The organism is Actinoplanes sp. CA-252034 (assembly GCF_050956125.1).
GTDB lineage: Bacteria > Actinomycetota > Actinomycetes > Mycobacteriales > Micromonosporaceae > Actinoplanes.
Genome location: NZ_CP191846.1, coordinates 3,113,067 through 3,128,304 on the forward strand (window position 1 = coordinate 3,113,067; position 15,238 = coordinate 3,128,304).

General features: G+C 71.8%; 16 protein-coding genes. 6 read left to right on the top strand and 10 right to left on the bottom strand.

Features of this window, described 5'->3' with window-relative positions:
* Nucleotides 1–4 precede the first annotated feature (4 nt).
* From ACQPZW_RS13960 to ACQPZW_RS13975, 4 genes are all read right to left on the bottom strand, one after another.
* Nucleotides 5–1,288 (bottom strand): MFS transporter, encoded by a 1,284-nt coding sequence (locus tag ACQPZW_RS13960; RefSeq protein ID WP_433795286.1) that lies wholly within the window; start codon nt 1,286–1,288, stop codon nt 5–7.
* A gap of 68 nt (nt 1,289–1,356) precedes the next feature.
* The gene (locus ACQPZW_RS13965; protein WP_433795287.1) at nt 1,357–2,367 is read right to left on the bottom strand and encodes a hypothetical protein; all 1,011 of its coding nucleotides are present in this window, start codon (nt 2,365–2,367) and stop codon (nt 1,357–1,359) included.
* Entirely contained in the window at nt 2,367–2,918 is a 552-nt protein-coding gene (locus tag ACQPZW_RS13970; RefSeq protein ID WP_433795288.1) for a SigE family RNA polymerase sigma factor, read from the bottom strand. Before ACQPZW_RS13970 ends, ACQPZW_RS13965 begins: the two co-directional genes overlap by 1 nt.
* A gap of 79 nt (nt 2,919–2,997) precedes the next feature.
* A complete protein-coding gene (locus tag ACQPZW_RS13975) occupies nt 2,998–3,534 on the bottom strand; it encodes an NAD(P)H-dependent oxidoreductase (RefSeq protein WP_433795289.1) in 537 nt (178 codons plus the stop codon).
* 122 nt (nt 3,535–3,656) lie between these two features.
* On the opposite strand from ACQPZW_RS13975, the gene ACQPZW_RS13980 reads away from it, so the two are divergent.
* Entirely contained in the window at nt 3,657–4,262 is a 606-nt protein-coding gene (locus ACQPZW_RS13980) for a holin (RefSeq protein ID WP_433795290.1), read from the top strand.
* Here the strand turns inward: ACQPZW_RS13980 and ACQPZW_RS13985 are convergent.
* Nucleotides 4,185–5,351 carry a 4-hydroxybenzoate 3-monooxygenase gene (locus ACQPZW_RS13985; RefSeq protein ID WP_433795291.1) on the bottom strand — a complete coding sequence of 389 codons (1,167 nt, stop codon included), beginning with the start codon at nt 5,349–5,351 and terminating at the stop codon, nt 4,185–4,187. The genes ACQPZW_RS13980 and ACQPZW_RS13985 overlap by 78 nt on opposite strands.
* A 4-nt stretch (nt 5,352–5,355) precedes the next feature.
* A complete protein-coding gene (locus ACQPZW_RS13990; protein ID WP_433795292.1) occupies nt 5,356–6,138 on the bottom strand; it encodes an IclR family transcriptional regulator in 783 nt (260 codons plus the stop codon).
* Nucleotides 6,139–6,214: 76 nt separating this feature from the next.
* On the opposite strand from ACQPZW_RS13990, the gene pcaH reads away from it, so the two are divergent.
* From pcaH to pcaC, 4 genes are all read left to right on the top strand, one after another.
* Nucleotides 6,215–6,979 carry a protocatechuate 3,4-dioxygenase subunit beta gene (gene pcaH / locus ACQPZW_RS13995; RefSeq protein ID WP_433797533.1) on the top strand — a complete coding sequence of 255 codons (765 nt, stop codon included), beginning with the start codon at nt 6,215–6,217 and terminating at the stop codon, nt 6,977–6,979.
* A complete protein-coding gene (gene pcaG / locus ACQPZW_RS14000; protein ID WP_433795293.1) occupies nt 6,976–7,539 on the top strand; it encodes a protocatechuate 3,4-dioxygenase subunit alpha in 564 nt (187 codons plus the stop codon). The genes pcaH and pcaG overlap by 4 nt, the downstream gene beginning before the upstream one ends.
* Nucleotides 7,540–7,647: 108 nt before the next feature.
* Nucleotides 7,648–8,856 (top strand): lyase family protein, encoded by a 1,209-nt coding sequence (locus tag ACQPZW_RS14005; protein ID WP_433795294.1) that lies wholly within the window; start codon nt 7,648–7,650, stop codon nt 8,854–8,856.
* A 106-nt stretch (nt 8,857–8,962) separates the two neighbouring features.
* On the top strand, nt 8,963–10,000 hold the full coding sequence (gene pcaC / locus ACQPZW_RS14010; RefSeq protein ID WP_433795295.1) for a 4-carboxymuconolactone decarboxylase: 1,038 nt from the start codon (nt 8,963–8,965) through the stop codon (nt 9,998–10,000).
* Between the two features lie 48 nt (nt 10,001–10,048).
* On the opposite strand, the gene ACQPZW_RS14015 is transcribed toward pcaC, so the two are convergent.
* Together ACQPZW_RS14015 and ACQPZW_RS14020 are read right to left on the bottom strand one after the other, a co-directional pair.
* Nucleotides 10,049–10,594, bottom strand: coding sequence for a hypothetical protein (locus ACQPZW_RS14015; RefSeq protein ID WP_433795296.1), 546 nt, complete (start codon nt 10,592–10,594; stop codon nt 10,049–10,051).
* A gap of 349 nt (nt 10,595–10,943) precedes the next feature.
* Nucleotides 10,944–12,053 (bottom strand): lytic polysaccharide monooxygenase auxiliary activity family 9 protein, encoded by a 1,110-nt coding sequence (locus ACQPZW_RS14020; RefSeq protein WP_433795297.1) that lies wholly within the window; start codon nt 12,051–12,053, stop codon nt 10,944–10,946.
* Between the two features lie 193 nt (nt 12,054–12,246).
* Here ACQPZW_RS14020 and ACQPZW_RS14025 point away from each other — a divergent pair, with 193 nt between their 5' ends.
* Nucleotides 12,247–12,822: a DUF2087 domain-containing protein gene (locus ACQPZW_RS14025; protein WP_433795298.1), complete on the top strand. Its 576-nt coding sequence runs from the start codon at nt 12,247–12,249 to the stop codon at nt 12,820–12,822.
* A 148-nt stretch (nt 12,823–12,970) separates the two neighbouring features.
* On the opposite strand, the gene ACQPZW_RS14030 is transcribed toward ACQPZW_RS14025, so the two are convergent.
* Complete coding sequence (locus ACQPZW_RS14030; protein ID WP_433795299.1) at nt 12,971–14,155, bottom strand: MFS transporter; 1,185 nt, start codon at nt 14,153–14,155, stop codon at nt 12,971–12,973.
* Between the two features lie 120 nt (nt 14,156–14,275).
* Nucleotides 14,276–15,205 (bottom strand): LysR family transcriptional regulator, encoded by a 930-nt coding sequence (locus ACQPZW_RS14035; RefSeq protein ID WP_433795300.1) that lies wholly within the window; start codon nt 15,203–15,205, stop codon nt 14,276–14,278.
* Between the last annotated feature and the right edge of the window lie 33 nt (nt 15,206–15,238).

Below are 15,238 nucleotides of genomic sequence, written 5' to 3' on the forward strand. Positions count from 1 at the left end.
GTGCTCAGTGAGCGACGCTGGAGGCACGGGCGTCGGCCAGCGCCTCGGCCGGGACGTGCGTCTCCAGGAAGCGCCGCGCCAGCCGGGTCGACGGGTGGATCGCGACGGTGGCCGCCACGATGATCCCGGCGATCAGCAGCCAGCCGGTGGCTCCCCAGTTCATCGCCAGGAAGGTGTAGACCGCCGGCGCCCACACCTTGCCGAGCGTGCCGCTGAAGTTGGCCGTCCCCTGGTAGGCGCCCCGCTGCCGCGGGTCCATGAGCTCGGCCTCGAACGTCCAGTCGGCGGCGTTGAGGTAGAGCTCGGCCCCGGTCACCGTGACGTGCCCCAGCCACACCAGCGCGATCGTGATCCAGCCGACCGTGTCATGGGTGGCCAGCGTGATCAGGCAGGAGATCACGAAGAAGGCCGAGGAGATCCGGACCGCCCGTAGCGCGGAGGGCAGGCCGACGACGCCGCGCGCCGCCGCCATCGGCAGGAAGATGCACATCACCGTGTTCGTGCCGAACAGGAAGGCCAGCAGCACCCGCGGGGCGTCGGTCCGCTCCACCAGCCACAGCGGGATCACCGTGTTGAGCAGCACCTGGTTGGTCCAGAACACCCCGGCGAAGAAACTCGTGAGCAGCCAGCCCGGATTACGCAGCGGCCCGGGCCCGGGGATCCTGGTCCGGCGTTGCGCCGGTGTGCGGTTGTCGTGCGCGGCTCGCGGCAGCCGGATGATGGCGGCCGCGTTGATCCCGAAGACCACCGTGGTGAACCAGGGCAGGGCGTGCAGGACGTCATTGGACTGGAAGGCCAGCGCGATGCCGCCGCTGAGGGAGCCGAGGGTGAAACCGAGGTTGAGCGCCGAGTACATGTAGGCCCGCGACTTCACCCGCTCGTCGGGCGGCAGGACGTCGATCGTGTACGCGCCGTACGCCGCCTGGCCCAGCGCGCCGATCACCTCCATCCCGGCGGCCATCACGACGAACCCGCGGAAGTCGGTGATGAACGGCCACAGGGAGAACATCGCCGCCTGACCCGCCGCGCTGACCGCCCACATCCGCTTCGGCCCGAACCGGTCGACCAGCTTGCCCATCGGCAGCGCGGCCAGGAACGAGGCGATCCCGGCGAGGGTCAGACCGAGGCCGACCTGCGCCGCGGACAGCCCCACGACCTGCGTGAAGAACACCGCCGACCCGGTCATGAACGCGCCCTCCCCGAGCGCGAACAGCAGTGACTGCGCGGAGAGCCGCCCGGCCAGTGGTGACGGGGGACGCAGGTGGCGACGGACAGCGGCGAGACTCACCCGGCAAGTCTCCGGACCCCGCGGGCCGATGTCGCGCCATTTTCGCGAGGTCCGGAGCGGCGGATGGATCAGTCGTTGTCGTTGGCGAGGAGCTCGTAGCCGTCGGGGGACACCTCACCGTCGACCTGCGCCGGGGGAGCCTGCACACCGGTCCGGCCGTAGTCCGAGATCCGGATGGTCAGCGGCGCCTCCGGCTCGACGGGGCCGGCCGGCTGCGAGGCCATCCGCTGTTCCGGCATCGTGACGACGAATTCGGTGAGCCGGCCCTGGTCGTCGAGGGTCGCCCGGAACGGGAGTGTCCGGGCGCCGACCCCGTACAGATAGGTCGGGTCGGAGATCAGCTGCTCGAGGGCCGGATCCTTCCGGGTGCCGTCGAGTGTCCCGGTGATGACGTCGCCGGAGCGCTGGGCGCTCGTCACCGCGCCGACCAGGGCGACGGCCCCGGTGGCGTCGGGCTGGGTGGTCGTGGGCAGCGTCGCCATCATCTCCAGGTGGCTCAACGACTCGTCCGCGGCGGCGGCGGTCACCTTCCTCTCGTCGGCGCGCACCCACTTCCTGCCGTCCAGTTGAGCGAAGACCTTGGTGAACGCCTGGCCCTCGGCCCCGCTGACATGCTGCTGGAAGTAGGTGCGGAACTGCTCGTTCAGCTCGGGGCTCCCGTAGATCAGGTAACGCATGTAGAAGTCGGGCCCGGTACGCAGCACCATGTAGGTGTCGGTGTGCTCGATCAGCACACTGTCCGGCAGGTGGACCGCGGCACGGCGGATGTCGGCGACCATGTCGGCGCCGGTACGGCTGAAGGTGTAGTCGCCGTCGGCCAGTCCGGCCAGCGAGTTCTGCAGCATCTGTTGCGCGTCGCCGGTGGCGGCTGGCGGGTGCTCGTTCCGGTTCCGGTCGGGAGTCAGCAGAGCGACCCCGGTCGTCACCAGCACGACCGCCGCCGCCGTCACCGCGGCGCCCAGCATCCGGCGGTGCCTGCGAACGCGGTGGGCGGCCTGCAGCACGACCGCGGGGGGCAACGGCTCGGTGGATCGGGCCATCTCGTTCATAGCTGTCCTCAGGTGATCGGGAGTGGGCATCAGTGGCTCCATCGGGCGGTGATCGGTCCGGCGCTGCCGTCCTCCGGGGACGGCGTCTCGTCGGTGAGGACGACTCTCAGCTTGCGGAGAGCGCGCGAGCAGGTGGACTTGACGGTGCCGAGGCTGACCCCGAGGGCCTCGGCGGTGTCCCGTTCCGAGCAGTCGTCCAGGTAGCGCAGCACGACCATGGTCCGCTCCCGGCTGGTGAGCCGATCGAGAGCGGCGAGCAGCGCCCGGCGGTCCTCGACGGTGTTCTCTCGCGTGGCGGGCTGGTCGGGCACGTCGGCGACCGGCTGCTCGTGGCGTTGATGGGCGGTGCGCCACCAGTCGGTCACCGCGTTGGTCACCGCGCGGTGCACGTATCCGTACGGGTCGTCGTGCTCGATGTGCCGCCATCGCTGGTACGCGCGGACGAGCACCGTCTGGACGATGTCCCGGGCCTGCTCGTGATGACCGCAGAGCAGTTCCGCGTGTGCGATCAGCCGCCCGGAGCGCTGCGCCACGAACTCGATGAACGTCTCGTCGCTGTGACGGCGGCGTCTGATCTTCATGCTCGGTAGACGTAGCCGGCGGCACAAAGGTTGAGGACGCCGGTCGACGCCTTCCGCCGAGGGCTCCGGTGCCGGGCGCCTACCGGACGGACCGGCCGAGCTCGGCGGCCCGCTGCAGGTGGGCGGCCCGGTCCGGCCCGCCGAGCACCACGAACTCCGACGACTCGGCCCGCGCCCCGATCCGGTCGTCGATCATCACGGCCCGCATGGCCTCGTAGTGGCCACTGGCCCGCAGTTCGGCCACGGTGTATCCGGCGGTGCACAGCACGATCGCGCGCTTCGCCGGACGTACCACCATGGGTTTGTAGGCCCATCCGACGGTCCATACCCGGTCGAACCACCCCTTGAGTATCGCCGGGCAGTCCGCCCACCACACCGGGTACACGAACGCCCACACGTCCGCCGCGGCCAGGCGCTGCTGCTCGGCCGCCACATCGGCCGGGACCGGATCACCGGGCGCCCGCGCATACTCCCGCGCGCTCATGACGGCCGGGAAACCCATCAGGCAGAGATCCGAGAGGGTGTACGACGGGAGCGCGCCCACGAACGAGTCGAGTACCGCACGGGTCAGACCTGCCGGCGACGGATGGGCGTACACGACATGGACGCTGCTCACCCGCCGATCCTCGCATCCCGTGCCGCGGCCGGTGATGATGCACTCACGTATCGAGGAGGTGTGATGAGACTGGTCCGATCGGTCGATGCCTGATGATCTCCGAAGCGAGGAATGTCGATCCCATGGCTGAGGTCGTTCCGAAGTGGCGTGCCGTCCTCCTCGACTTCATCGAGCGCGCCGGCTGGTCGGCCGGTCAGGTGTTCTTCGCGACACTGCTGGCCGGCGGCGTCGGGTCGGTGATCGACCTGCCGTGGGGATACTCGCTGACCCTGGCCGTCAGCGCGTTCGTGTCGTCGCTGATCCTCACCGCCGTGCAGTACCTGTCGAAGCTGACGAACCTGGCGTTCTGGCCCGACCTGCTGACCCGGCTGGCCAAGACGTTCCTGGCCTCGCTGTCCGGCTCGATGGTGGCCGGTGCCTTCGACATCACCACGTTCGACTGGGAGAGCGCCCTCAACGTGGCGTTCCTGGCGACGGTGGCGTCACTGGCCAAGGGCCTGCTGGCGCGCGAGCCCGCCGCGCCGAACGGGCAGGTCCCGCCCGGCGCGAGCCCGTCCACGCTGCCGATGGGCACCTATCGGGAGGCGGTCGACCATGCGCCGCCGCCACCGACCGTCGCCGCGACGAACCCGCCGGACGGCACCGCCGGCTCAGTAGCCGATGGGCAGTCCGGCGTAGTTCTCGGCGAGACCGGTGGCGCCCGCCCGGCTGCCGGCGACCCACCGTAGCTGCGACAGCTGGAGCTCGGCGTCGAACCCGTCGCCCGAGGTGTGCAGCATCGTCGTCATCCACCAGGAGAAGTGCGTGCACCGCCAGACCCGGCGCTGCGCGTCGTCGGAGTACGCGTCGGCGTACCGCTGATCGTTGTCCCTGATCTTCGAGATCAGTGCCCTGCTGAGCAGGGCCACGTCGGCGATCGCCAGGTTGAGGCCCTTGGCGCCGGTCGGCGGGACGATGTGCGCGGCGTCGCCGGCCAGGTACAGGTCGCCGTGCCGCATCGGTGTCTGCACGTAACTGCGCATCGGCAGCACGCTCTTGTCGGTGATCGGGCCGGGGTTGAGCTTCCAGCCGTCCTGTCCGTGCCCGAGCCGCTTCGACAGCTCCGCCCAGATCCGGTCGTCGGACCACGACTGCGGGTCGGTGCCGTTGGGAACCTGCAGGTAGAGGCGGCTGACGCTCGCCGAGCGCATCGAGTGCAGGGCGAAGCCGTCCGGATGCCAGGCGTAGATCAGCTCGTCGGTGGAGGGCGCCACGTCGGCGAGGATCCCGAACCAGGAGTACGGGTAGACCCTCTCGTGGATCTCGGCGGCGGGAACGGCGGCGCGGCTGGGGCCGAAGGAGCCGTCGCACCCGGCGATGACCGCGGCGTCGATCCGTCTCGCGGCGCCCGAGGCGTCGGTGAAGGTTACGTAGGGCCGGTCCTCCAGGGAGTGCAGGGCCACGTCGGAGACCTCGTAGTGGATCTCCTGGCCGTCCGCCCTCCGCGCCGCGATCAGGTCCTTCTGCACCTCGGTCTGGCCGTAGACCCACACGCTGCGCCCGGTCAGATCGACGAAGTCCAGGTGGTGCCGCTCGCCCGGCCACTGCAGGTAGATGCCCCGGTGCTCGTCGCCCTCGGCCCGGATCCGCGCGCCGAGCCCGGCCGCCTCCAGCAACTCGACGCTGGAGTGCTCGAGGATGCCGGCCCGGATGCGGGCCGCGACGTACTCCTCCGAGCGGGTCTCCAGCACGACGGACTCGACGCCGCCCTGAGCGAGGAGATGGGAGAGAAGCAGGCCGGCGGGGCCGGCGCCGATGATGGCGACCTGGGTACGCATGCCCTCAGCGTTCAGTCCCGGGCCCTCGGGACACAAGACCCTGTTTCCACTGGACGGAAGGACCGGCCAGGGTCCGGCTGATCCCGTGCGCCGCCACCTGCAGCGCCGACACCAGGCGGGGGAGCTGCCGGCGCAGGTCGGGCACCACCATGCCGAGCGCCGCCACCACGGCGTCGCCGTTGCGCACCGGCACCGCCACCGAGCAGGCGCCCAGGCTCATCTCCTCACCGGTGGTGGCGTAGCCCTCGGCCCGGACCCGGCGCAGCTGCTCCAGCAGGCGCGCCGGCTGCGTCACGGTGTACGCCGTGATCCTGGTCAGGTTCTGCAGGACCTCCGCGCGCACGTCCTCCGGCGCGTACGCGAGCAGCACCTTCCCCACCCCGGTGGCGTGCATCGGCAGGCGGGAGCCGACCCGGCTGACCACGGGCACCGACACGTGACCGGCCAGCCGTTCCACATACAGCACCTCGAGCCCGTCGCGGACGGCCAGGTGGACCGTGGCCAGCGTCGTCCCGTACAAATCGTGCAAAAATGGCGAAGCGGCCTGGCGCAGGCCGCTCTGCACCGGGGCGAGCAGGCCCAGCTGCCAGATCCGGCGGCCGATCACATACTCCCCGCTCGGCTCCCGGGCCAGCGCGCCCCACCGGTGCAGCTCGCCGACCAGCCGATGCGCGGTGGCCAGCGGCAGCCCGGCGCGACGGGCCAGGTCGGTCAGCGAGAGACTGCGGTTGTCGCCGTCGAAGGCGCCGAGGATGTCCAGCGCACGAGAGGTGACCGTGACGCCCACCGCCAAGCTCCTTCCGCTCAGTGGAAGAACTTTATCGCCGAACCGGGGACGACCGCCTAGCGTCCGGAGCGTGAACATGGAGTCGTCACAAGCTGACATCAACCGGGAGATCGCGGCCGCGGCCCAGCAGCCGGGCGGGTCACAGCCGAAGACCGACTACGCCCCGTACCGCAGCAGCGTCCTGCGGCACCCGAAGCAGCCGGCCCACCTGGTCGACCCGGAGTCGGTCGAGCTGTGGGCGCCGGTCTTCGGCCACCGTGACGTCGCCGACGACGAGGCCGACCTGACCATCCAGCACGCCGGCACCCCGCTCGGCGAGCGGATCGTGGTCACCGGCCGCGTCCTCGACGGCGACGGCCGCCCGGTCGCCGGCCAGCTCGTCGAGGTGTGGCAGGCCAACGCCGCCGGCCGCTACCGGCACCAGCGCGACCAGCATCCGGCGCCGCACGACCCCAACTTCACCGGCGTCGGCCGGATGCTCACCGGCCCGGACGGCACCTACCGCTTCCAGACGATCAAGCCGGGGCCGTACCCGTGGCGCAACCACGTCAACGCGTGGCGGCCCGCCCACATCCACTTCTCGATCTTCGGCACCGACTTCACCCAGCGCCTGATCACCCAGATGTACTTCCCCGGCGACCCGCTCTTCCCGCTCGACCCGATCTACCAGTCGATCACCGACCCGAAAGCCCGGGACCTGCTGATCGCCCAGTACGACCACGACGTGACCACCCCCGAGTGGAGCACCGGCTACCGCTGGGACGTCGTGCTCACCGGCACCCACCGCACCCCGCTCGAATCCGATGTCACCGGCATCTCCGACGAGGAAGAGAACGCATGAGCGCCGTCCCCGGCCAGACCGTCGGCCCGTTCTTCCACCTGGGCCTGGAATACGACGGCATGAACGAGCTGGTCCCGCCCGGCCACCCGAAGGCGGTCCGCCTGCACGGCCACGTCTACGACGGCCACGGCGACCCGGTGCCCGACGCGATGATCGAGATCTGGCAGGCCGATCCGCAGGGGCACATCCCGCGGCAGCCCGGCTCGCTGCGCCGCGACGGCTGGACCTTCACCGGCTGGGGCCGCGCCGCCACCGACCCGGACGGCCACTACCAGTTCACCACCCTCGAACCGGGCGCCACCGAAGCCGGCCGAGCCCCGTTCTTCGCCGTCACCGTCTTCGCCCGCGGCCTGCTCGACCGGCTCTTCACCCGCGCCTACGTGCCCGGAGACGCGGCGACGCCGGCCACGGACCCGCTGCTCAGCGCGGTCGACCCGGCACGGCGCCCGACCCTGATGGCCACCCGCGAGCCGAACGGCCTGATATTCGACGTCCACCTCCAGGGCGAAGGCGAGACCGTCTTCCTGACGTACCCCCGCCTCCAGGAGGCATGGTCCTGACCCCGCTCCGCCACCGGAGTGCTGCGGTCGCTGCTCCGCCGCCAGTGCCTCACCACCCCACCGCGATCTCGCGGTGGGCGAGGCGGACGACGACCTCGGAGGTACGCCGTGAGTGATCTGTTGTGGCCCGGTGACGATCGTGCCGGTGACCTGTTCACCGACACGGCCGTTCTCGCCGCGATGGTGCGTGCCGAAGCCGCCTGGCTGGACGCGCTGGTCAGGCACGGCGTGGCTCCGGCCGGGGCCCGCGACGACCTGGCCGGCCTGATCGGCGCCGACGACGTGCCCCTGGTGGCGGCCGGCGCCGAGTCCGGCGGCAATCCGCTCATCCCGCTGCTCAAGCTGCTCCGCACCCGGCTGGAGCCCCGCAACGCCGCCGCCGCCCGGTGGCTGCACAGGGGACTGACCAGCCAGGACGTGATCGACACCGGCCTGGTCCTGTGCCTCCGCGACGTCACCGCCCGGATCCGTGACGACCTCGCCGCCCAGGTCGCGGCGCTGGTCCGGCTCGCCGACGGGCACCGGGACACGCCGATGCCCGGCCGGACGCTGACGCAGTACGCCGTACCGATCACCTTCGGACTGAAAGCAGCGACCTGGCTCACCGGAGTCCTGGACGCCCGGGACCGCCTCGCCGGGGCCGCCACCCTGCCGGCGCAGGTCGGCGGCGCCGCCGGCAGTCTCGCCGCGCCGGTCGCCCTGGCCGGCTCGCCGAGCGTCGTCCGCGACCTGATCGAGTCCACCGCCGAGGCGCTCGGCCTGCCGGTCCGCCACCCATGGCACACCGCCCGCGCGCCGCTCACCGGCCTCGCCGACGCCCTGGTCACCTGCACCGACGCGTGGGGCCGGATCGCCAACGACGTCCTCGTCGGGGCCCGTCCGGAGGTACACGAGCTCGCCGAGGGCGCGGTCGCCGGCCGGGGTGGCTCGTCGGCGATGCCGAACAAGCAGAACCCGGTCCTGTCGATCCTGATCCGCCGGGCCGCCCTGGCCGCCCCGTTCCTGGCCGCGACCGTCCACGCGGGCGCCGCGGCCGCCGTCGACGAGCGTCCCGACGGCGGCTGGCACGTCGAATGGTCCACGCTGCGGACCCTGGCACGGCGCACCGTGACGGCCGGCGCCCAGACCGCCGAACTGCTGGTCGGCCTGCAGGTGCAGACGTCGTCGATGACCGCGAACCTGACCGCCGCCCGGCCCGGCATCGACGCCGAACAGCGCTCGATCACCCCCGGCGCGCTTGCCGGCGACCCGTACCAGGGCGCCACCGACCAGATCATCGAGGCCGCCCTGGCCCGGGCCAGGGACACCCCGCCGTGACCGGAGCGCCAGGAGGCGATGTGCTGACCGCGACCACCTTCACCGAAGCGCCCGGCAGGCCGTTGCTCCTGCTCGGCCCGTCTGTCGGGACCAGCGCCGCGACCCTGTGGGGGAGTGCGCCGACCGGCTGTACGGCCGCTATCACGTGATCGGCTGGGACCTGCCCGGTCACGGTGTCAGCGCCCCCGCGACCGGCCCGTTCACCATCGCCGACCTGGCCCGTGAGGTGCTGGCGCTGGCCGGCCGGATCCGGCCGGGGGAGACGTTCCTCTACGCCGGTGACTCGATCGGCGGCGCGGTCGGCCTGCAGTTGCTGCTGGACGCCCCGGCCCGGGTCACCGCGGCCGCGCTGCTCTGCACCGGCGCGCGGATCGGCGAGCCGGCGATGTGGCACGACCGTGCCGCCCTGGTCCGGGCCGAGGGCGTCGAGTCGGTGGTGGCCGGTGCCCGGGAGCGCTGGTTCGCGCCCGGTTCCCCGCCCCCGGCGGCGGAGTCGCTGGTCGCCGCGTTGCGGGCGACAGACGCGGAGAGCTACGCCCGGGCGTGTGAGGCGCTCGCCGAGTTCGACGTCCGGGACCGGCTGCCCGAGATCGCCGCCCCGGTCCTGGCGGTGGCCGGGGAGCACGACAGGCCGACCCCGCCGGACAGCCTCCGGGCGATCGCCGACGGCGTGCTGCACGGCCGGCTGGTCGTCCTCGGCGGCGTCGCCCACCTGGCCCCGGCCGAGAACCCGGAGGTCGTGGCGTTCCTGCTGGACCAGCACTTCGACGAGCAGCGCGCGGCCGGCACCGCGGTCCGCCGGGAGGTGCTCGGGCCGGGACACGTGGACCGGGCCGCCGCCGCGACCACCGCGTTCACCCGCGACTTCCAGGACATGATCACCCGGTACGCCTGGGCCGACATCTGGACCCGCCCCGGCCTGGCCCGCCGTGACCGTTCCCTGATCACGCTCACCGCCCTGATCGCTCTCGGACACCACGAGGAGCTGGCGATGCACGTACGGGCGGCGCGCACCAACGGCCTCTCCGACGACGAGATCAAGGAGCTGATCCTGCAGACCGCCGTCTACTGCGGTGTCCCGGCCGCCAACACGGCGTTCCGCATCGCCCAGAAGGTGCTGACGGAGCTGGACGCCGAACCCTGAGCACCCGCGCCCTCGACGGTGGACGCCCTCGGGCCCGAACCGTAGTCCTCAGTCGCGGGTCCTCGTGCGGCGGGCGTAGGAGCGGGTGGCCACGGCGAGCGCCGCGACCCAGACCGCGAACTGGGCGATGCCGTAGACGCCGGTCCACGGGCTGAAGATCGCCTCCGGGGAGCTCCACTGGGCGACGGACAGCACCACCGCGAGCGCCGCATACGCTCCGAGGGCGGCGGCCAGCGCGTATCCCGGGACGATGAGCAGCATCCGGGGGACCCGGCGCCCGGCCCAGGGTGTCCAGGCGGGGAACACGAGCCCCCAGGGGCGGATCAGCGCGAAGGAGTGAACGGCCGGCAGGACGGCGAGCGCCGTGAGGAACCACAGGTAGGGGCCGCCGCCGTCCGCGTGCCAGACGTGGAAACGCTCCTCGTCCGCGAACAGTGGGATCCCCGCGGCCCACACCGCGTGCAGTGGCATGAACCCGGCCGTGGCGGCCAGCGCCGCGATCCGCCCGGCCAGCACCGCACGCCGTTCCGGCGGCGGCGCCTCGGGTCCTCCGGTGACGGCGGCGGCGTTCCTGATCTCCCCGTGATCGGTCATGAATCCATTCTCGTGGATCCGCTGGCCCGAGACCGTGCCTGCACTCAGCCGCGTCTCAGCGGGACCGTCTCGGAGGTCGCTGACTGCGACACGGGATGGGGACACGGCGGGGCAGCGGCACCGGGGTCGGTGCCGCTGCCTTCGCGCTCGGCCTCGGCGGGGACCGGGGCCGGGAGGGCGGGGATCGAGGTGGGGCTGCCTCGCTCCCCGGTGGAGAGGCACTGCGTGGACGGAGCCGTACCACGCGGGGGTTATCTGCCTCCGTTCTGCGGTGGGGGACGGAGTGGGATCGATGGGAGCGCTCCCACTTCATCGCACTGTAACAAAGATGAATCGATGACGGGAGATGTCAGGTCGTGGCAGCGCAGGTGATCGACGGCGTTGCCGCGGTTCCCGAGCCGAGGAACCCGAAGGTCGTGCTGCCTCCGGCCGCGACACCACCGTTGTACGACACGTTCGTCGCCTGGACCGTGTTGCCGTTCGTGGTCAGGGTCGCGTTCCAGGCCTGGGCGATCGGTGCCGTGCCGGGATAGGTGAGGGTCACCGTCCAGCTCTTGATCGCGGCACTGCCCGCGGTCACCTTGATCTCGCCCTGGTAGCCGCCGGACCACTGCGACGTCACCGCGTGGGTGGCCGCGCAGGAGCCGGTGACCGGCGGGTTCGAGGTGCTGGGCGAGACCGAGGTGGACGGCGACGGGGAGGACGGGTTGGAGGGTGACGGGGAGGAGGGGGAGGGGGACGACGGGTTCGACGGCGACGGGTTGGTGGTGCCGCCGAAGTTCACGTCGCTGCAGAAGTAGTACGACTGGTCCGCGTGGCTGGCCTGCCAGATCGTGTAGACCATGGCCCGCCCGGAACGCCCGGACACGCTCGCCGGGATGTCTATCTGCACGCCGTTGGACAGCTGCTGCGTCCACTGTGCGGCCGGCGTGTTCGGCACGGACTTGATCAGCTCCAGGTCGGACCACTTGAGCGGGGTCGTCACCGGGTTGTATCCGGCCCGGGTCACGTAGACCCGGATGTAGTCGGCGCCGTGCCGTGCCCCGTCGAACAGCGACAGGGTGAACGAGTTGCCGATCGAGGCGGCCTTCCAGTCGCCGGGCACGTCCATGGCGTTGTAGCGACCGCTCTCGGTGTGCCCGCCGCTGCACAGCTGACCGTCGGGGATGACGGTCTCGTGCCGGCCGGCCACGCCCTCACGGAACAGGCCGTTCCAGTTCCACATGGCGTTCGGATTGGCCTGCCACGCCTGCCAGCACATCGGGTCCTCGGTGGCCATCGCCGGGTCCTGGAACCGCGATCCCCAGCGCTCGAAGCAGCCGTAGTTGCGGGAGGCGGGACCGACCACGTTGCCGTGGGCGGCGGCCGGGCCGCTGTGCACGGCGAGGACGGCGAACGTCGCGGCCAGCGCGGCGACCACAGCGGAGATCAACAATTTGATGCGTACGGGTTTGAGCATCTGAACTCGGCACTCCTGAGCTCGGGGCCGTCGCGTCGACGGCCCGCCTGCGGGGATGTGCGCGGAAGCTGCCCAGGCTTGCGCGCGCCGCGTGGCTCCGGCGGCAGTGCTGGGCACAGCGTGGACCATCGATCGAGTTAAGTCAATGTGAAAATCGGGTGCCCCGGACCGGGGGCGTGCCTACGGTGTGGGGATGTCCGTTGAAGCCGCGCACGCCGCCGGCCTGCTGATGCTGCTGTCCCACCCGATCCGCTGCCGGGCCTTCGCCGAGCTGGCGCGACACGGTAAGGACGGCGTCACCATCTTCGAGATGTCGATCCACCTGGACGTGCCCCAGTCCGAGGCCGCCGAGCTGCTCGGCCGTCTGGTGGGCGCCGGGGTGGCGACCGGCACCGGCAACGGCTATTACCGGGTGCGTGACGGTGTGCTGCGCGAAGCCGCCCAGGCTCTCGACCGGACCCAGCCGATCGCGTCGCTCCTCTCCGAGTATCCGCAGCTCAGGTCCTATTTTGCGCACGGCCGTCTATCGAGTCTGCCGCCCACGCTGAGCGACCGGGCGCAGCAGATGGCCGAGCTGTTCGCCCGCTTCGTCGCGGTGGACGGCGTGCTCACCGAGGCCGAGGTCAACGGCCGCATCGCCGGGGCCGCCGACGATGTGGCCGCGGTCCGGCGGATGCTCGTCGAGTCCGGCTGGCTGGAGCGTGACCGCGCCGGCACCTCCTACGGCTCGGGCCGGCGCCTCCCCGACGACGCCATGACCCTGACCTGATGACGGCGCCCCATCGAGTACGCCACGGTGGCTCCGCACAGCACCGGGTTCGGCCGGGAGGCCTCATACCGGGGGCGGGACGCGTGGCCGTACCCGGAGAAGCACGCGGTCCGGAACCGGGCAGACCGGAACCGGACCGCCTGCGCCATCAGTCGTGGGTGACGTCGAGCGGGCCCGCGGTGCGCGGGACGATGGCGAGCGACGCGACGGCGAGGAGCGCCGTGAGGATGCCGAGGACCCCGAGTGCCGGGCGGAGGCCGCCGAAGGCGCCGGCGAGGCCGGTGATCAGGATCGGCGAGAGGAACTGGCCGACGAAGAGGGTGCCGGTCCAGAGGCCGGTGCCGCGGCCGCGTTCGGCGAAGGTCAGGCCGTTGGTGGCCCAGGTGACCAGGACCGGGAGCAGCAGGCCGGTGCCGGCGCCGGTGAGGACCGCGCCCGCCGTGATCACCGGGACCGAGCCGCTCGACCAGATGACCAGCAGGCCGGCGGCGGCGAGCCCGAACGCGACCGGCAGGAGCTGGCGCGGGGTGCGGCCGGAGAGCTTGGCGAACGAGCCGGCGGCGATCGCGGTGGCGAGCGACATCAGGGCGCTGAGCGCGCCGATCGTGGCGGTGGCGGTGACGCCGGCCTCGTCGAGGACGAACGACAGCTCGACGATGAGAGCGTAGAAGACGACACCGCCGGCGAGCGTGACCAGGCACGGGACCCGCAGTCGCCGCCACGGGATCGGCGGCAGCCCGCCTTCTCTCTCCGGGGCGGCCGGCTGCCAGATCAACATCGCCATGGGTACGGCCAGTAGCGCCGCCGCGCAGTAGAGCCAGAACGGCGTACGCCACCCGGACGAGCCGAGCGCTCCGCCCACGCCGAGGAAGACCGTCGCCGAGACGGACGCGAGCAGGGTCTGCAGGCCGAGGTAGCGGCTGCGTTGCGGTCCGGACCAGTAGTCGGCGATCAGCGTCGTGCAGCACGTCATGATCGCGGCCTCGCAGAGCCCGACGAGGACCCGGCTGCCGATGATCGCCCCGAGCGTGTCGAGGTAGAGCGGCGCGGTCCCGAAGATCGTGTAACCGACCATCGCGATGATCAGCACCCGCTTGCGGTCGACGCGGTCGGCGATGAACCCGGCGAACGGCGCGGTCAGGCCGATGAGCAGGGCCGGGACGGTGAGCACGATCGGCACCAGCACGTCGGCGCCGGGCACGTGCGCGAAGTGGTCGGTCATCTGCGGCAGCACGGGCGCGATGAGGACGGCGCCGAGAACGGACAGGCAGCTGCCGGCGAGTAGCAGGACGAGCTGCGGGAGTCCGGCTCGTCGCTCCAGAACAGCGGGCATGGAGGGCCCTTCATGAGAATGAGTCGGGGTTGCCGGTGGTCCAGGTCACACGCGGTGGCCCTGACTATCGGTGGGCGCCCGCCATCAGCGGAAGACGGATCCGCTGATGGTGCTCATAAGTCAGGCTGATGGGCGTAGTTCGGAGGCCGCCGAGAGAAGCACGTCGCGCAGCCACATGTGCGCCGGATCGTTGCGGTGGATCGGGTTCCACCAGAACGCCTCGGCCACCGGGACCACCTCGAACGGGCAGTCCAGGAGCCGGACCCCGGCGACCGGGGCGACCAGTCGTGCCAGGCGCTCCTGCAACAGCGCGACCCGGCGGGTGCCGGCGACCAGGAACGGCATCTGTGCGAACCCGTCGACGACCACCTCGATGCGGGCCTCGATGCCGAGCATCCGCAGCTGGCGGGCGGCCGGGGCGAACGCGGTGGGCCGGTCGAAGATCACCACCCAGGGCAGCTCGGCCAACAGCTCGAGGGTCAGCGTGTCGCCGACGCCGGGATGCTCGTCGGACACCACGCACACCCAGCGGTCGGTGTAGAGGTCCAGATAGGGCAGTCCGGTTACGAACCCGTGCGGGATGATCAGCCCGTCGGCGGTACGCAGGGTGTCGGCGGCGTGGTCCACCGCGTACGGCGTGGTCTGCTGCAGCCGTAGCCGCGCCTTCGGGGCCTGGTCCGCGATCCGCCGCGCGATCAGCGGCCCGAGGACGGTGGCCGCGTAGTCGGAGCTGACGATCGTGAACTCCCGGTCCAGCCCGGACGGGTCGAACTCGGCGGTGGCGTCGAAGACCCGGCGGACCCCGGCCAGCGCGGGCCCGGTGAGCGTGGCGACCCGGGTGGCGAGCGGGGTCAGGTCGTACCGGTTGCCGACCCGGACCAGCAGCTGATCGCCGAAGTGCCGCCGCAGCCGGCTCAGCGCGCCGCTCACGGCCGGCTGGCTGACCCCGAGCCGCTCGGCGGTGCGCGTCACGTTCCGCTCGCGGAGCAGGGTGTCGAGGGTGACGAGCAGATTGAGGTCGAGGTTCGCCAGCACCCGGTCGACGGCCATCCCAGCACTATAAGCCCGGCCTATGGCTGCGAT

Coding starts and splice junctions, on each gene's coding strand:
- ACQPZW_RS14030 (WP_433795299.1), bottom strand. CDS start 14,155: ATGCCCGCTGTTCTGGAGCGACGAGCCGGACTCCCGCAGCTCGTCCTG.
- ACQPZW_RS14020 (WP_433795297.1), bottom strand. CDS start 12,053: ATGCTCAAACCCGTACGCATCAAATTGTTGATCTCCGCTGTGGTCGCC.
- ACQPZW_RS14025 (WP_433795298.1), top strand. CDS start 12,247: ATGTCCGTTGAAGCCGCGCACGCCGCCGGCCTGCTGATGCTGCTGTCC.
- ACQPZW_RS13970 (WP_433795288.1), bottom strand. CDS start 2,918: ATGAAGATCAGACGCCGCCGTCACAGCGACGAGACGTTCATCGAGTTC.
- ACQPZW_RS13980 (WP_433795290.1), top strand. CDS start 3,657: ATGGCTGAGGTCGTTCCGAAGTGGCGTGCCGTCCTCCTCGACTTCATC.
- ACQPZW_RS14015 (WP_433795296.1), bottom strand. CDS start 10,594: ATGACCGATCACGGGGAGATCAGGAACGCCGCCGCCGTCACCGGAGGA.
- ACQPZW_RS13965 (WP_433795287.1), bottom strand. CDS start 2,367: ATGCCCACTCCCGATCACCTGAGGACAGCTATGAACGAGATGGCCCGA.
- pcaH (WP_433797533.1), top strand. CDS start 6,215: ATGGAGTCGTCACAAGCTGACATCAACCGGGAGATCGCGGCCGCGGCC.
- ACQPZW_RS14035 (WP_433795300.1), bottom strand. CDS start 15,205: ATGGCCGTCGACCGGGTGCTGGCGAACCTCGACCTCAATCTGCTCGTC.
- ACQPZW_RS13985 (WP_433795291.1), bottom strand. CDS start 5,351: ATGCGTACCCAGGTCGCCATCATCGGCGCCGGCCCCGCCGGCCTGCTT.
- pcaG (WP_433795293.1), top strand. CDS start 6,976: ATGAGCGCCGTCCCCGGCCAGACCGTCGGCCCGTTCTTCCACCTGGGC.